The organism is Aliiroseovarius pelagivivens (assembly GCF_900302485.1).
In the GTDB taxonomy this organism is placed as follows: Bacteria; Pseudomonadota; Alphaproteobacteria; order Rhodobacterales; family Rhodobacteraceae; genus Aliiroseovarius; species Aliiroseovarius pelagivivens.
This window is the reverse complement of sequence record NZ_OMOI01000001.1, coordinates 1,713,839-1,726,819: the sequence shown is the minus strand read 5'-3', so window position 1 is coordinate 1,726,819 and position 12,981 is coordinate 1,713,839. Positions and strand designations below refer to the sequence as shown.

14 protein-coding genes and 1 tRNA gene are annotated in these 12,981 nt (G+C 59.3%); 8 read left to right on the top strand and 7 right to left on the bottom strand.

Translation table 11 applies throughout. From position 1 onward, the window contains the following. Positions 1-7 precede the first annotated feature (7 nt). On the top strand, positions 8-424 hold the full coding sequence (locus ALP8811_RS08425) for a globin family protein (RefSeq protein WP_108856670.1): 417 nt from the start codon (positions 8-10) through the stop codon (positions 422-424). Between the two features lie 4 nt (positions 425-428). On the opposite strand, the gene ALP8811_RS08420 is transcribed toward ALP8811_RS08425, so the two are convergent. After that, entirely contained in the window at positions 429-752 is a 324-nt protein-coding gene (locus ALP8811_RS08420) for a HesB/IscA family protein (RefSeq protein WP_108857487.1), read from the bottom strand. A 139-nt stretch (positions 753-891) separates the two neighbouring features. Between ALP8811_RS08420 and ALP8811_RS08415 the strand changes: the two genes are divergently transcribed. The 7 genes from ALP8811_RS08415 (at position 892) to ALP8811_RS08385 (ending at position 7,895) form a co-directional block, all read left to right on the top strand. Next, positions 892-2,034 carry a deoxyguanosinetriphosphate triphosphohydrolase gene (locus tag ALP8811_RS08415; protein WP_108856669.1) on the top strand — a complete coding sequence of 381 codons (1,143 nt, stop codon included), beginning with the start codon at positions 892-894 and terminating at the stop codon, positions 2,032-2,034. A gap of 145 nt (positions 2,035-2,179) precedes the next feature. Continuing rightward, positions 2,180-3,901: an arginine--tRNA ligase gene (gene argS / locus ALP8811_RS08410; RefSeq protein ID WP_108856668.1), complete on the top strand. Its 1,722-nt coding sequence runs from the start codon at positions 2,180-2,182 to the stop codon at positions 3,899-3,901. A gap of 103 nt (positions 3,902-4,004) precedes the next feature. Then, positions 4,005-5,189 carry an SPOR domain-containing protein gene (locus ALP8811_RS08405; RefSeq protein ID WP_108856667.1) on the top strand — a complete coding sequence of 395 codons (1,185 nt, stop codon included), beginning with the start codon at positions 4,005-4,007 and terminating at the stop codon, positions 5,187-5,189. Between the two features lie 3 nt (positions 5,190-5,192). After that, entirely contained in the window at positions 5,193-6,224 is a 1,032-nt protein-coding gene (locus ALP8811_RS08400; protein ID WP_108856666.1) for a glycoside hydrolase family 3 N-terminal domain-containing protein, read from the top strand. Beyond that, positions 6,211-7,005, top strand: a complete 795-nt coding sequence (locus tag ALP8811_RS08395) for a segregation and condensation protein A (protein WP_108856665.1) — start codon at positions 6,211-6,213, stop codon at positions 7,003-7,005. Before ALP8811_RS08400 ends, ALP8811_RS08395 begins: the two co-directional genes overlap by 14 nt. Beyond that, positions 6,995-7,681: an SMC-Scp complex subunit ScpB gene (scpB, locus tag ALP8811_RS08390; protein WP_108856664.1), complete on the top strand. Its 687-nt coding sequence runs from the start codon at positions 6,995-6,997 to the stop codon at positions 7,679-7,681. Before ALP8811_RS08395 ends, scpB begins: the two co-directional genes overlap by 11 nt. A 4-nt stretch (positions 7,682-7,685) precedes the next feature. Continuing rightward, positions 7,686-7,895, top strand: a complete 210-nt coding sequence (locus ALP8811_RS08385; RefSeq protein ID WP_108856663.1) for a hypothetical protein — start codon at positions 7,686-7,688, stop codon at positions 7,893-7,895. A 40-nt stretch (positions 7,896-7,935) separates the two neighbouring features. Here ALP8811_RS08385 and ALP8811_RS08380 read toward each other — a convergent pair whose 3' ends face one another. From ALP8811_RS08380 to plsX, 6 genes are all read right to left on the bottom strand, one after another. Beyond that, complete coding sequence (locus ALP8811_RS08380) at positions 7,936-9,009, bottom strand: 2'-deoxycytidine 5'-triphosphate deaminase (RefSeq protein WP_108856662.1); 1,074 nt, start codon at positions 9,007-9,009, stop codon at positions 7,936-7,938. Between the two features lie 85 nt (positions 9,010-9,094). Further along, a tRNA-Pro gene (locus ALP8811_RS08375) sits at positions 9,095-9,171 on the bottom strand. Positions 9,172-9,271: 100 nt separating this feature from the next. Next, entirely contained in the window at positions 9,272-10,360 is a 1,089-nt protein-coding gene (locus ALP8811_RS16435) for a MerR family transcriptional regulator (protein WP_245924608.1), read from the bottom strand. 62 nt (positions 10,361-10,422) lie between these two features. After that, positions 10,423-10,725 carry an integration host factor subunit alpha gene (gene ihfA, locus ALP8811_RS08365; RefSeq protein WP_108856661.1) on the bottom strand — a complete coding sequence of 101 codons (303 nt, stop codon included), beginning with the start codon at positions 10,723-10,725 and terminating at the stop codon, positions 10,423-10,425. Between the two features lie 192 nt (positions 10,726-10,917). Beyond that, positions 10,918-11,892 carry a beta-ketoacyl-ACP synthase III gene (locus ALP8811_RS08360; protein ID WP_108856660.1) on the bottom strand — a complete coding sequence of 325 codons (975 nt, stop codon included), beginning with the start codon at positions 11,890-11,892 and terminating at the stop codon, positions 10,918-10,920. Continuing rightward, positions 11,889-12,977: a phosphate acyltransferase PlsX gene (plsX, locus tag ALP8811_RS08355; RefSeq protein WP_108856659.1), complete on the bottom strand. Its 1,089-nt coding sequence runs from the start codon at positions 12,975-12,977 to the stop codon at positions 11,889-11,891. Before plsX ends, ALP8811_RS08360 begins: the two co-directional genes overlap by 4 nt. Positions 12,978-12,981 lie beyond the last annotated feature (4 nt).

The window sequence follows — 12,981 nt, the reverse complement described above, 5'->3', positions numbered from 1 at the left end:
CACTGCCATGGACCATCTGACACGCGCGCAATGCCTGCACAGCCTAGACCTTTTGGTCGGACAGGAAGATGCATTTGCCCATGCGTTTTTTCCGTTGCTGTTTGCCCGCGCCCCCGAGTTGCGGGTGTTGTTTGGCGACAATATCGACGATCCCACCCAACAGGTTCGGGTGCTCTATCGCATGATGATGGCGTTTGCCGGGAACGATGTGACCCTGATCGCTGGATTGCGCCTGATCGGGTTTCGATTGGCCATGCGCGGACTGGGTGCGGACCAAGCCGAACTTATGGCAAACACGCTGATTGGCACGTTAAAACGCCAGTTGGGAAATTCGTGGCAGAGCGATTTTGCCTTTGCGTGGCGGATTGAGAAAGAGGATGCGTTGGACGCGATGGCACTGGGTGCCGATCTGATGGCAGCCTGATCCCTTAGATCGAGAACGAGGTGCCACACCCGCAGGAGGCCGTGGCGTTCGGGTTGTCGATCACGAAGCGTGCGCCGATCAGCTCTTCGGTAAAGTCGATGACCGCATTGGCCAAAAAGGGCAGGGACACTTCGTCGACCACCACTTGTTCGCCGCCGCCAGTCAGTACCATGTCGCCCTCGGCAGGGTCATCCAACGAGATCTCGTATTGAAACCCTGAACAGCCGCCGCCTTCGACGGCCACGCGCAACGCTTTGCCCTGCGCACTTGCGCCGATCTCGGACAGGCGGGCAAAGGCCCGTTCGGTAACTTTGGGGGGCAGGTTCAGGTCCATCGGGAATTCCGTTTCATGTTCACGCCAAAGGGAATATAGGTTGGCCGGACGGGCGCGACAAGACGCCCTGAACAGGTGCGTGCGGACGGGACATCCAAAACGCGCCAGAGATGACAGGCGGAAAGGGGCAGCCATGCTTGCCAGCTTTGCAACTCAGCCCGGCGCCAGCCGGGGGCGGCTTCATGCAGAAGGGGAAAGCGAATTTCGCGAGCCCTATCAACGGGATCGAGACCGGATCATCCATTCCTCGGGCTTTCGCAGGCTAAAGCATAAGACGCAGGTGTTCGTGGAACACGAAGGCGACTATTTCCGCACCCGCCTGACCCATTCCATCGAAGTGGCACAAGTGGCGCGCACAATTTCGGGAGCACTAGGTCTAAACTCGCACCTGACCGAAGCCGTGGCGCTGGCGCATGATCTGGGTCACACGCCGTTTGGCCATACCGGCGAGGATAAGCTGGACGAGCTGATGACCCCCTTTGGCGGGTTCGATCATAACGCGCAGGCGCTGAAGATCGTGACGTCCTTGGAGCGGCACTATGCCAATTGGGACGGGCTGAACCTGACATGGGAGACGCTGGAAGGGATTGCAAAGCACAATGGCCCGGTGACCGGCGATCTGCCTTACGCATTGGCCGAGTATAACGCACTACACGATCTGGAGCTGTCCACCCATGCCGGGGCCGAAGCGCAGGTGGCTGCACTGGCGGATGACATCGCCTATAACAACCACGACCTGCATGACGGGCTGCGGGCCGGGCTGTTCACGATGGAAGAAATCGCCGAGCTGCCTATTGTGGGCGCTGCGATTTCCGAGGTGGACGGGCTCTATCCCGGTCTGGATGCGGGACGAAGGCGGCACGAGGCGCTGCGCCGCGTCTTTGGCGTGATGGTCGAGGATGTACTGGACACGTCGCAGGCCTTGTTGAAAGCGGCCGACCCCAAAACGGTCGAAGACATTCGCGCGCTGGATCACGCGGTCATTCGCTTTTCGCCCGAACTGTGGAGCGATCTGAAAGTGATCCGCAATTTCCTGTTCACCCGCATGTATCGCGCACCCTCGGTGGTCGAGATGCGCACCCGCGTCACTGCCGTGGTCGGGGATCTATTCGCCCAATTCATGGCGCACCCGATGGAGCTTCCCGACGAGTGGTGCCGCGAGATCGAGGCCGCTGATGGCGAGACCGCTTTGGCGCGCTTGGTGTCGGATTATATCGCGGGCATGACCGATCGTTTCGCGCTTCAGGAACATGCGCGTTTGGGGCTGGGCGGGTAGGGGCTTTGCCCCTCTTGGCCTGCAGCCAATTCACCCCAGGATACTTTAAGTAAGAAAATGGGCCGACAGCGGGTTCGGGCCCAGCATCGCTTGACCTTTGGGGCGGGGCTGATAGGAGTGCGCCTGAGAGAAAAGGACCAAACCGATGAACCTGTTTGCCGATATTCGCGCGCTTGTGATTGATGCCCTGACCCAGATGGTCAGCGAAGGCGCTTTGCCCGAGGGGCTGAGCTTTGACAACGTGGCGGTCGAACCTCCGCGCGATGCGGCGCATGGGGATATGGCAACGAATGCGGCGATGGTTCTGGCAAAACCCGCCAAGATGAAGCCGCGCGACATCGCCGAGACCTTGGCAGCTAAGCTGGTCGAGGATGCCCGCATCGACGTGGCCGAAGTGGCTGGTCCGGGGTTCCTAAACCTGCGCTTGCCTGCATCTGTTTGGACGGGTTTGGTTGAAGGCGTGCTGGCAGATCCAGGCTTTGGCCGGTCAGCCATGGGTGCTGGGCAGAAGGTCAACGTGGAATATGTGTCAGCCAACCCCACGGGACCGCTTCATGTGGGACATACGCGCGGTGCGGTGTTTGGGGATGCTTTGGCCAGTTTGCTGGACTTTGCCGGTCACGACGTGACGCGCGAATACTACATCAACGATGGCGGCGCACAGGTCGATGTGCTCGCCCGCTCGGTGTACCTGCGGTATCTTGAGGCGCATGGCCAAGAGGTGGCGTTCGAGGACGGCACCTATCCCGGCGATTATCTGGTTCCGGTAGGTGAGGCACTGAAAAACCAAGTGGGCGATGCCTATGTGGGCAAGCCCGAAGCTGATTGGCTGGTCAATATTCGTGAGTATGCCACCGAAGCCATGATGGACCTGATCCGCGAAGATCTGGCTCAGTTGGGTGTGAAGATGGATGTCTTCTTCTCTGAGAAATCGCTTTATGGCACGGGCCGGATCGAAGGCGCGATCAAAACGCTTGAAGGCAAAGGCCTGATCTATGAAGGCGTTTTGGAGCCACCCAAGGGCAAAAAGCCCGAGGATTGGGAGCCGCGCGAGCAGACCCTGTTCAAATCGACCGAGCATGGCGACGATGTCGACCGTCCGGTGAAGAAATCTGACGGCAGCTGGACCTATTTTGCGCCGGATATTGCCTATCATTTCGACAAGGTTGAACGCGGCTTTGACGCCTTGATCGACGTGTTTGGCGCCGATCATGGTGGCTATGTGAAGCGGATGAAGGCAGCGGTTTCAGCGCTGTCTGATGGCAAAGTGCCGCTGGACGTCAAGCTGACCCAGCTGGTGAAGCTGTGGAAGAATGGCGAGCCGTTCAAGATGTCCAAGCGGGCGGGCAACTTTGTAACCTTGCGCGATGTGGTCGAGCAGGTGGGATCGGATGTGACCCGCTTCGTGATGCTGACCCGCAAGAACGATGCGCCGTTGGATTTCGATTTCGACAAGGTGTTGGAACAGTCCAAGGACAACCCGGTGTTTTATGTGCAGTATGCCCACGCGCGTGTGCGTTCGGTTCTGCGTAAGGCTGAAGAGCAGGGTATCGCCCTGACCGACACACCAAACCTGCAGGACGAGGCCGAGCTGGCCGTCGCAAAGAAACTGGCCGAATGGCCGCGTTTGGTCGAGATCGCCGCGCGCACCCACGAGCCGCACCGGATCGCGTTCTATCTGTACGAGCTGGCCTCGGAATTCCACGCGCTGTGGAACCGTGGCAACGATAAGCCTGAACTTCGCTTCCTTCAGGATGGCAAGAATGACTCATCGGCGGCAAAAATTGCCCTGCCGCGCGCAGTCGCCGTTGTCATTTCGTCGGGATTGGGTATTTTGGGCGTAACTCCGGCCGAGGAAATGCGCTGACAAAATGCGCCCCGGTCGAGTGCGAGTAGAGCAGTTTAACCGGTGCAGGGTGTGGAAAGAGCCATAAAGGCCAAGCCCCTGGAAAAGCCGGGTGTGAGGCAAGATGGCAGAAGCAAATTGGGGGCATGGCGCCCCACATACGGCGTATCAAAATCATCCTGACTATGGGCATCGGCCCGTAGCGGCCCCAGCAGCGGGATCGGCCTATGTGCATCCCGCGCATGGTGGTCCAGCCCGGCAGCCTGCGCAAATGCAGGCCGATTATGCGGGCTACGAGGAAGCGCCCTATGCCGATCCGGGCTACGATACCCAGTCTGCCGCGCCGACCGCACCATATGGTGGGGGTGCCGGGGGGCTGCTGAACTACGCAGGTGCCGCCGTGTCGCTTGCTCTGATCGTCGGTCTTGGTGTTTGGGGCTACAAGCTGGCCATGCGCGATGTGACCGGCATTCCAGTTGTACGTGCCCTTGAAGGGCCGATGCGTGTGCAGCCTGAAAATCCGGGCGGTCAATCTGCCGATCATCAGGGCTTGGCCGTAAACGCCGTACAGGCTGAAGGCGAGGCATCCGCCCCCGCAGATCGCCTTGTTTTGGCACCCGAGCCCGCTTCGCTATCCGATGATGATGCATCAGTGGCCGCGGTCGCCCGTGCCGATACGGACCTGACTGTTCCCGCTGCCGCCATTCAGGCTTATGTGACCGAGCCGGTCTTGGATGTTGACCCTGTGGCCGCAGCACTGGCCATTGCGGCCCAGATCGCTGCCGATGCACCGTTGCTAGGCACCACAGCCGAAACTGAGCTGACCGAAGTTGTTGCCTCGATCGCGCCGACTGTCGTTCCGATGCCTTCGGTGGCTGACGTTGAAACACCTGAAGCGCCTGCAACGTCTGGCGTCAAAATCATCCCGGCGTCGGTTCCCGGTGTTAGTAAATCCCTGCGCCCCGTTGTGCGGCCGGTGGATCTGAACACCAAGGTTTCAGCCCCTGTTTCGTCGGATACGCCCGCTGCGAAAGAGGTTGATCCGTCAACTCTGGCGCCCGGAACGCGTCTCGTCCAACTGGGTGCATTTGACAGCGCCGAGGTTGCCCGCGAGCAATGGGGTGTCCTGTCCGCCCGGTTCGAGGACTATATGGGCGGAAAGACCCGCGTGATCGAAAAGGCGCAAACCGGGGGCAAAACCTTTTATCGCCTTCGTGTGATGGGCTTCACGGATTTGGCAGATTCGCGTCGCTTCTGCTCGGTGCTGATGGCTGAAAAAGCCGCCTGTATCCCTGTAGTGACCCGATAAAACATGTCCCGCTTTGGTGCATATATCCTTGGATGCGAAGGCCTCGTGCTTTCGCGGGCCGAGCGAGATTTCTTTGAGCGGGTGCAGCCCTGGGGCTTTATCCTCTTTGCCCGAAACGTTGACACGCCCGACCAATTGCGCGCGCTGACCAGCGAACTTCGGGGTGCTGTGGGGCGTGATGCACCCATATTCATTGACCAAGAAGGCGGCCGTGTGGCGCGCATGGGCGCCCCTCATTGGCGTGAATGGTTGCCCGCGCTGGATCAGGTCAAGCTGAACCCCAAGGCGTCGGTGCGCAGCCTGTATATTCGCTATCGCTTGATCGCGGACGAGCTTTTGTCCGTTGGAATTGACGGCAACTGCGCTCCGTTGGCCGACATTGCCACCGCCGAGACTCATCCGATCCTGCACAACCGCCTCTATGGCGAAGATGTTGTCAAAGTCGCCGAACGTGCGGCCAGCGTGGCACAAGGCTTGCTGGATGGTGGCGTCTTGCCAGTGGTTAAACATATTCCCGGGCATGGCCGCTCGACGCTGGATAGCCATTTAGAGCTTCCGCGCGTGAAGACCAAAGCCAAGGAACTCGGTTGGACCGACTTCATGGCGTTCGAGCCGCTGGCCGGGCTGCCCTTGGGCATGTCCGCACATATCGTCTTTGAAGACATCGACCCCGACCTCCCTGCCACCCAAAGCCCGGATATGATCGCGTTGATCCGCGGTAAGATCGGATTTGGCGGGCTTCTGATGACCGACGACATCTCGATGAAGGCATTGTCAGGTGCCTTGTCCGTGCGATCTCGGGCTGCGTTGCGGGCAGGCTGTGACATCGTATTGCACTGCAATGGCGTGCTTGAGCAGATGGAAGAGGTCGCAGACGCCTGCGGAGATCTGGCCGGAGAGGCGCTTTCGCGCGCCCAAGCCGCGCTTTCATGGCGCAAACCGCCCCTTCCCATTGACATTGAAGCCTTGGACGCTGAATTTCAGAGCCTGATGACTGGTGAAACAGTAGCGCAGGCGGGTGATGAGCGAGACTGAAGAGTTTCAAGAAGATGCAATGTCAGTGTCCGAGCGGTTGGCCGCCGAGGCGCTGATCGTTGACGTCGAGGGGTTTGAAGGCCCGCTCGATCTTCTTCTGACGCTGTCTCGGACCCAGAAGGTGGACCTGCGCAAGATCTCGGTGCTGGAGCTTTCGGTTCAATATCTGGCTTTCGTGGAACAGGCGCGGCATCTGAGGATCGAATTAGCTGCCGATTATCTGGTGATGGCGGCGTGGCTTGCCTTCTTGAAATCACGCTTGCTGTTGCCGCCTGATCCCACCGAAGAGGGGCCGTCGGGTGAAGAACTTGCCGCCCACCTTGCTTTCCAGTTGGAACGCCTTCAGGGCATGCGCGACGCCGCTGCCAAGCTGATGGCGCGCGACCAGTTGGGACGCGATTTCTTTGCACGCGGTGTACCCGAAGATGTGACCCGTGTGCGTCGTGTGACCTATACCGCGACGCTTCTGGACCTGATGCAGGGCTATGCCCGGATCCGCACTAAGGATGAGTTCCGCCCCTTCGTCATGGACCGCGACGCGGTGATGACGATGGAGCAGGCACTGGACCGGATGCGCGGGTTGATCAACTATGCGGGCGACTGGACCGAGCTGACTTCCTATCTTCCCGAAGGGTGGGAGATCGAACCCGCCAAACGACGCTCGGCTATGGCCGCAAATTTCGCCGCCACGTTGGAAATGGCCAAACGCGGCGAGCTTGAACTTAGACAGGGCGACTCGTTCTCGCCCATTCAAATCCGCAGGAAATCGAATGACGGATGATGTGATCAGTGACACGCCCAGCGAGGGCCAACGCGCAGACGCCCGCGAAGAAAGCCTGTTCGAGGCACCTCCGATGGGCGAACAGGAACGCATGGTGGAAGCCATCCTCTTTGCCTCGACCGAAGCCGTCAGCGTGAAAGAACTGGAAGGCCGCATGCCCCATGGCTGCGACGCGGCCGAGGCCTTGGTCCATCTGCGCAAGCGCTATGAGGGGCGGGGCGTGTCGGTTGTGAAAGTGGGGGATGCTTGGGCCATCCGCACCGCGCCCGACCTTGGATACCTGATGCAGAAAGAGACGGTCGAGCAGCGCAAACTGAGCCGCGCCGCGATCGAAACTTTGGCAATTATCGCATATCATCAACCTGTTACACGTACCGAGATTGAAGAAATCCGGGGCGTGTCTGTCAGCCGTGGAACCATTGACCAATTGATCGAGATGGAATGGATCCGCTTTGGTCGTCGTCGTATGACGCCGGGTAGACCAGTAACTTTCGTGGTCACGCCGGGGTTCCTGGACCATTTCGGTCTGGAAAGCGCCCGTGACCTTCCGGGGCTGAAAGAACTGCGTTCGGCCGGACTGCTGGAAAGTCGTCCGCCGCCCGGATCCATGCCTGGCCCCAGCAGCGATGACGAAGACGAAAGCCCAGAAGGCCAGTCAGAACTGTTCGAGGATTAATGCTATGAACGCCAATCAGTTAATCAACATGATCATTCGCTTGGTAACGCGCCGTCTGATCAACAAAGGTGTGAATACTGGGGTCGACATGGCAGCCCGGAAAGGCAAGCGGGTGGAAGACATGACTCCGCAAGAGCGCGAGGAAGCCCGGAAAGCGCGCGAGCTTGCGAAACGTGGGCGGAAGTCTATGCGGATCGGAAGGCGATTGTTTTAACCGCCGCGCAGCCGGTCCGCGCATGATACGGCTTTTGCGTTTACTTAAAGTGCTTGGACAGCTTCAGCCCTTGGCCTTGATAGTTCGACTTGATGTCGACGCCATACAGTGCCTCTGGGATTTCACTCATCTTTTCATAGACCAAGCGGCCGACGACCTGCCCGTGCTCCAGTACGAACGGGGCTTCGTGACAGCGAACTTCCAACACGCCGCGTGATCCGGTTCCGCCCGCCGCATCATAGCCGAATCCGGGGTCGAAGAAGCCCGCGTAATGCACGCGAAACTCGCCGACCATGGCCAGATAGGGCGCCATTTCGGCCGCGCAATCGGGTGGGATGGCAATCGCCTCGCGGCTGACAAGGATATAGAACGCGCCAGGGTCAAGGATGATCCGGCCTTCGGTTGTGCGGACCTCTTCCCAGTACTCTGCAGGGTCGTAGTGGGCCAGTTTTGACAGGTCCACGACGCCAGTGTGGCGCTTGGCGCGATAGCCGACCAGATCGCCTTTGGCAGGTTTCAGATCGACCGAGAAGCCCAACCCGTCCGAGATGACAGGCTCGCCCGATACGATCGGGCTGCGGGTATGTACTTTGCGCAGTTCGTCGTCAGACAGAATCGTTTTGCCCTGCCGGAAAATGATCTGGTTCAGCAGTTGACCGGGCTGAACTACGACAGAAAAGCTTTGCGGGCAGAGTTCAGCATACAGCGGGCCGTCATAACCTTCGGGGACGCGGTCAAACTCGATCCCCTGATCGGTGATCACGCGAGTCATTAGGTCGACCCGCCCGATCGAGCTTTTGGCACTGGCAGCGGCGGTCATGCCCTCGGGCAGGTTCAGCCGTTCCATCAGGGGAATCACATAGACACAGCCCTTTTCCAGTACCGCGCCGCCGGTCAGTGACAGCTCGTGCATGGTCAGTTCCGACAGGCGATCGGTGACGGTGGCCTCTTTTCCCGGCAGGAAGGATGCGCGCACGCGATAGGCTTTTTCGCCCAAACGCAAATCAAGCGAGGCCGGTTGGATTTGATCATTCAGGATAGGAGAGGACGCGGAAATACCGCCTTCCGTGATCATCTGCCGGATCTGATGATCAGCCAGCACACCGGATTTCATGGCGTTCCTCCTTCGTCGCAGGCCATAGAGGGGCCTGATCCATACAAAAACACCCACCCGAAAGCCGGGCGGGCGTTTTTTGAATTGGTCGGGCTAGCAGGACTCGAACCTGCGACCTTCCGTCCCCCAGACGGACGCGCTACCAGGCTGCGCCATAGCCCGACTGAGGCCCTTACATAGTGATTTTCACGGGCAGGGCAAGCGGGAAAAGTCCCGAAATTGCGCATTCTTTCCAATGAAATTGTCCAAGGCCCAAGCAGGGTCATTCCGCCTGCCCATTGTCTGACGGGGCAGGGGCCATGCGGGTCGCCAAATCTGACAGACGCGCGGTCAGGCTGCTCAGGGTGTCGTCGGGCAGGTTGCCACCTGCGGCGCGGAACGCTCTGAGTTGCACACTGACCAAAACGCTTGGCGCAACGGCATGGACGTCATCGGCACTGTCCGCAGGGATATGAGAAATGTCGATCGGCGCGGGGGCTTCTGGCGCCGGATCAGATTCTGTCACCGGGGCAGGATCTGCAGGGGCTGCGGTCTCTGGTTCAAACGCCTCGGGCGCCTCTCCCAAGATGTCTGCTGCAGGATCTGCGATTTCACTGGGCGGCGTCTCGCCTTCGTCGGGGGTGTGCGTCTCGGCAATATCAGCCTCAAGCTCGGTTGGCTCGTGGCTGTGCTCGGGTGCAGAAAGATCAGGGTCCGACTGGGGGGCTGCGACCGCTTCCGATGCCTGCGCAACCTCGGCCGAAAACAAATCACGTTCGGTGGGGGCGTCTTCGGCCAATACGGGCTCCGACTGGTCGGCGTGAGGGACAACAAGGTCCTCTGGGGCCTCGTCAGTCGCGTCCGTCAAGGTCGGCGGGCTGTCATGATCGGCGATGTCTTCTGGCGCGGGCTCTGGAGCAGAAGCTGGGGTTTCGTCCACGGTGTCCTGATGATCGTCATGCGCTTCAGCGACGTCCGGGCTGTTGTCCTCTGTCGCTTGCACGACAGATTCTTGTGGGTTTTCGTCGGTGGTGTTTCGTGCGGAGGCCAGAGGCACCACGTTCGATCCATCCGAATCCCGCATTTCGTTGCTTTCAAGCGGAGGGGACATGGTCGCCACGTGCTTGACGCCCTGTTCACGCAGAAGTTTCTGCACGCCACGAATGGTCATGCCATCTTCGTGCAGCAGCTTCCGAATGCCGCCCAGAAGCTCCATGTCGGCGGGGCGATAGTACCGGCGCCCGCCAGCGCGCTTGACGGGTTTGACTTGCGTGAACCGGCTTTCCCAGAAACGCAACACATGAGTGGGCACACCCAACCAATCGGCCACCTCGCTGATGGTGCGAAAGGCGTCAGGAGACTTCTTGTCCATGTCGTTGCCTGCTCTCTAATCCGTGGCGTCTTGGTGCAAATTCAGGCCCTGAACAGGCTCAATCAGCGCTTATTGCCATCCGCAACACGATCTTTCATCAGATGTGACGGACGGAAGGTCAGAACGCGCCGCGGCAGGATCGGCACTTCTTCCCCAGTCTTGGGATTGCGGCCAACGCGGGCCGCCTTATCGCGGATGGAAAATGTTCCAAACGACGAAATCTTGACGCTTTGGCCGGATACCAGCGCGTCTGAAATGTGGTTTAAGACGTTTTCAACCAATTGCGCGCTTTCGTTGCGCGATAGGCCGACCTCGCGAAACACGGACTCGCTAAGGTCCATGCGGGTCAAAGTCTTTTCACTCATATTGTCCCCCTGAATGGCTTTTTCTGCCCTTTTTATCGGCGCATAGGCACCGGGCATGATCAGATACTGGCATGGAGCATGGAATTTTTGAAATTCCGAGTCAATATCAATGGCTTGCGAAAGCAGAAGCTTGCCTGCCCTTTTTGATGTGGATATTGCGCCTTGGAGTGCGAAATACGCGGGTTCAAGCTGTTACCAGCGGAGAACCACGGCCCCCCAAGCAAGACCACCACCGATGGCTTCGGCGACCAGAAGGTCTCCGTCTTTGATTTTACCTTCGCTGCGCGCCACCGACATGGCCAACGGGATCGACGCGGCCGAGGTATTGCCGTGATCCTGTACGGTGACCACAACGCGGTCCATCGGGACGCCAAGCTTTTTGGCGGTGCCTTGGATGATACGGATATTGGCCTGATGGGGCACGATCCAGTTTACGTCATCATCGGTCAGGTCAACTTTGGACAGTGCCGTTTCAGCAGTCTGGGCCAGTTTTCCGACCGCTTGACGGAACAGCGGATTGCCCTGCATGCGCAGGTGGCCCGAGGTCTGCGTGGTCGAGACGCCGCCATCCACATAGAGCATCTCGCGCAGACGACCGTCCGAGTTCAGGTCTGCCGAAAGGATGCCGCGATCGGCGTTCGATCCGTCGCCCTCTTGTGCCTCAAGCACCAAGGCGCCAGCACCGTCCCCAAACAGAACGCAGGTAGCGCGATCTTTCATGTCCAGAATGCGCGAGAACGTCTCGGCCCCGATCACAAGCACACGTTTGGCTTGACCCGCAAGGATCAGCGCGTTGGCATTGGTCAGTGCAAAGACAAAGCCTGCACAGACGGCCTGAACGTCAAATCCAAAGCCGCGCGTCATACCCAATTCGTTCTGCACCATCGTCGCGACCGACGGGAAGGTCAGGTCTGGAGTCGAGGTTGCCAGAACGATGGCGTCGATGTCGTCAGGCTCCAGCCCCGCATCTGCAAGCGCTGCACGTGCCGCGTTTGCACCCATTTTCGAGGTCGTTTCATCTTCTGCTGCGAAGTGGCGGCGTTCGATTCCCGAACGGGTGCGAATCCATTCGTCTGAGGTATCCACGAGGTCTTCGAAATACGAGTTGGGAACCACGCGTTCAGGCAAATAGTGCCCGACGCCTTTGACCACGGCGCGAAGTGTCATGCTGGCTGCTCACCTTCCGGATTTTTGTTTTTTTGATCTTGGCTTGGCGTGCCTGCGGATGCAACCCGCGCAGCAAGCTTCTGGTTGAAACCGCTTTCGGCCAGACGGAAGGCCAGTTTTACGGCCGCAGACATGCCCATCGCATCCGCCGATCCATGGCTTTTTACCACGGTGCCGTTCAGACCAAGGAACACGCCACCATTGTTGCGACGCGGGTCCACACGTTTGCTGAGGCGGCGAAGCGAGCTTAGCGCCAATAGAGCCGAAACCTTCGACAGGATGGTCGCGTTAAACGCATCGCGAAGCAGGCCCGAAACAAGGCTCGCGGTGCCCTCGGCGGTCTTCAGGGCCACATTTCCAGTAAATCCATCGGTGACAATGACGTCCACGCGGTCGGACGGAATATCGCCGCCTTCGACAAAGCCGATATAGTCGATATTCGCGGTCTCGGCGACGTCGCCAATCAGCTCGTGTGCGCTTTTCAGCTCGGGCCGGCCTTTATGTTCTTCGGTGCCAACGTTCAAAAGGCCGACGCGGGGGCGCGCCAGACCAAGCCCATTGCGCGCATACGACGCGCCCATCAAGGCATATTGCAGAAGATCGGTATCATCGGCGCGGATATCCGCACCCACATCCAGCATCACATTGAAGCCAGCTGGATTGCGCGAGGGCCACAGACAGGCAATCGCCGGGCGGTTCACGCCGGGCAGTTTGCGCAGGCGGACCATCGACAGCAGCATCAGCGCGCCGGTGTTGCCACAGCTGACGACCACATCGGCCTCGCCGTTGCGCACCGCATCAATGGCTGACCACATCGAGGTGTTCTGACCATTGCGCATCACATAGCTGGGCTTGTCATCCATGGTCACAACCTCATCGGCGTGACGAATGTCGCAAACCTCGTTCAGATCTTTTGTCCGGGCGACCAGTTTTTCAAGTTCGGGTTTATTGCCGTGCAGAATGAACCCGATATTCGGGTTCTTGTCTGCAGACAGCGCAAGACCGGCAACTACAGCTGCCGGTCCAAGATCTCCGCCCATGGCGTCGACCGATACGATTGTGCGTTTGGGGGCGTTCATTGTCATTCTT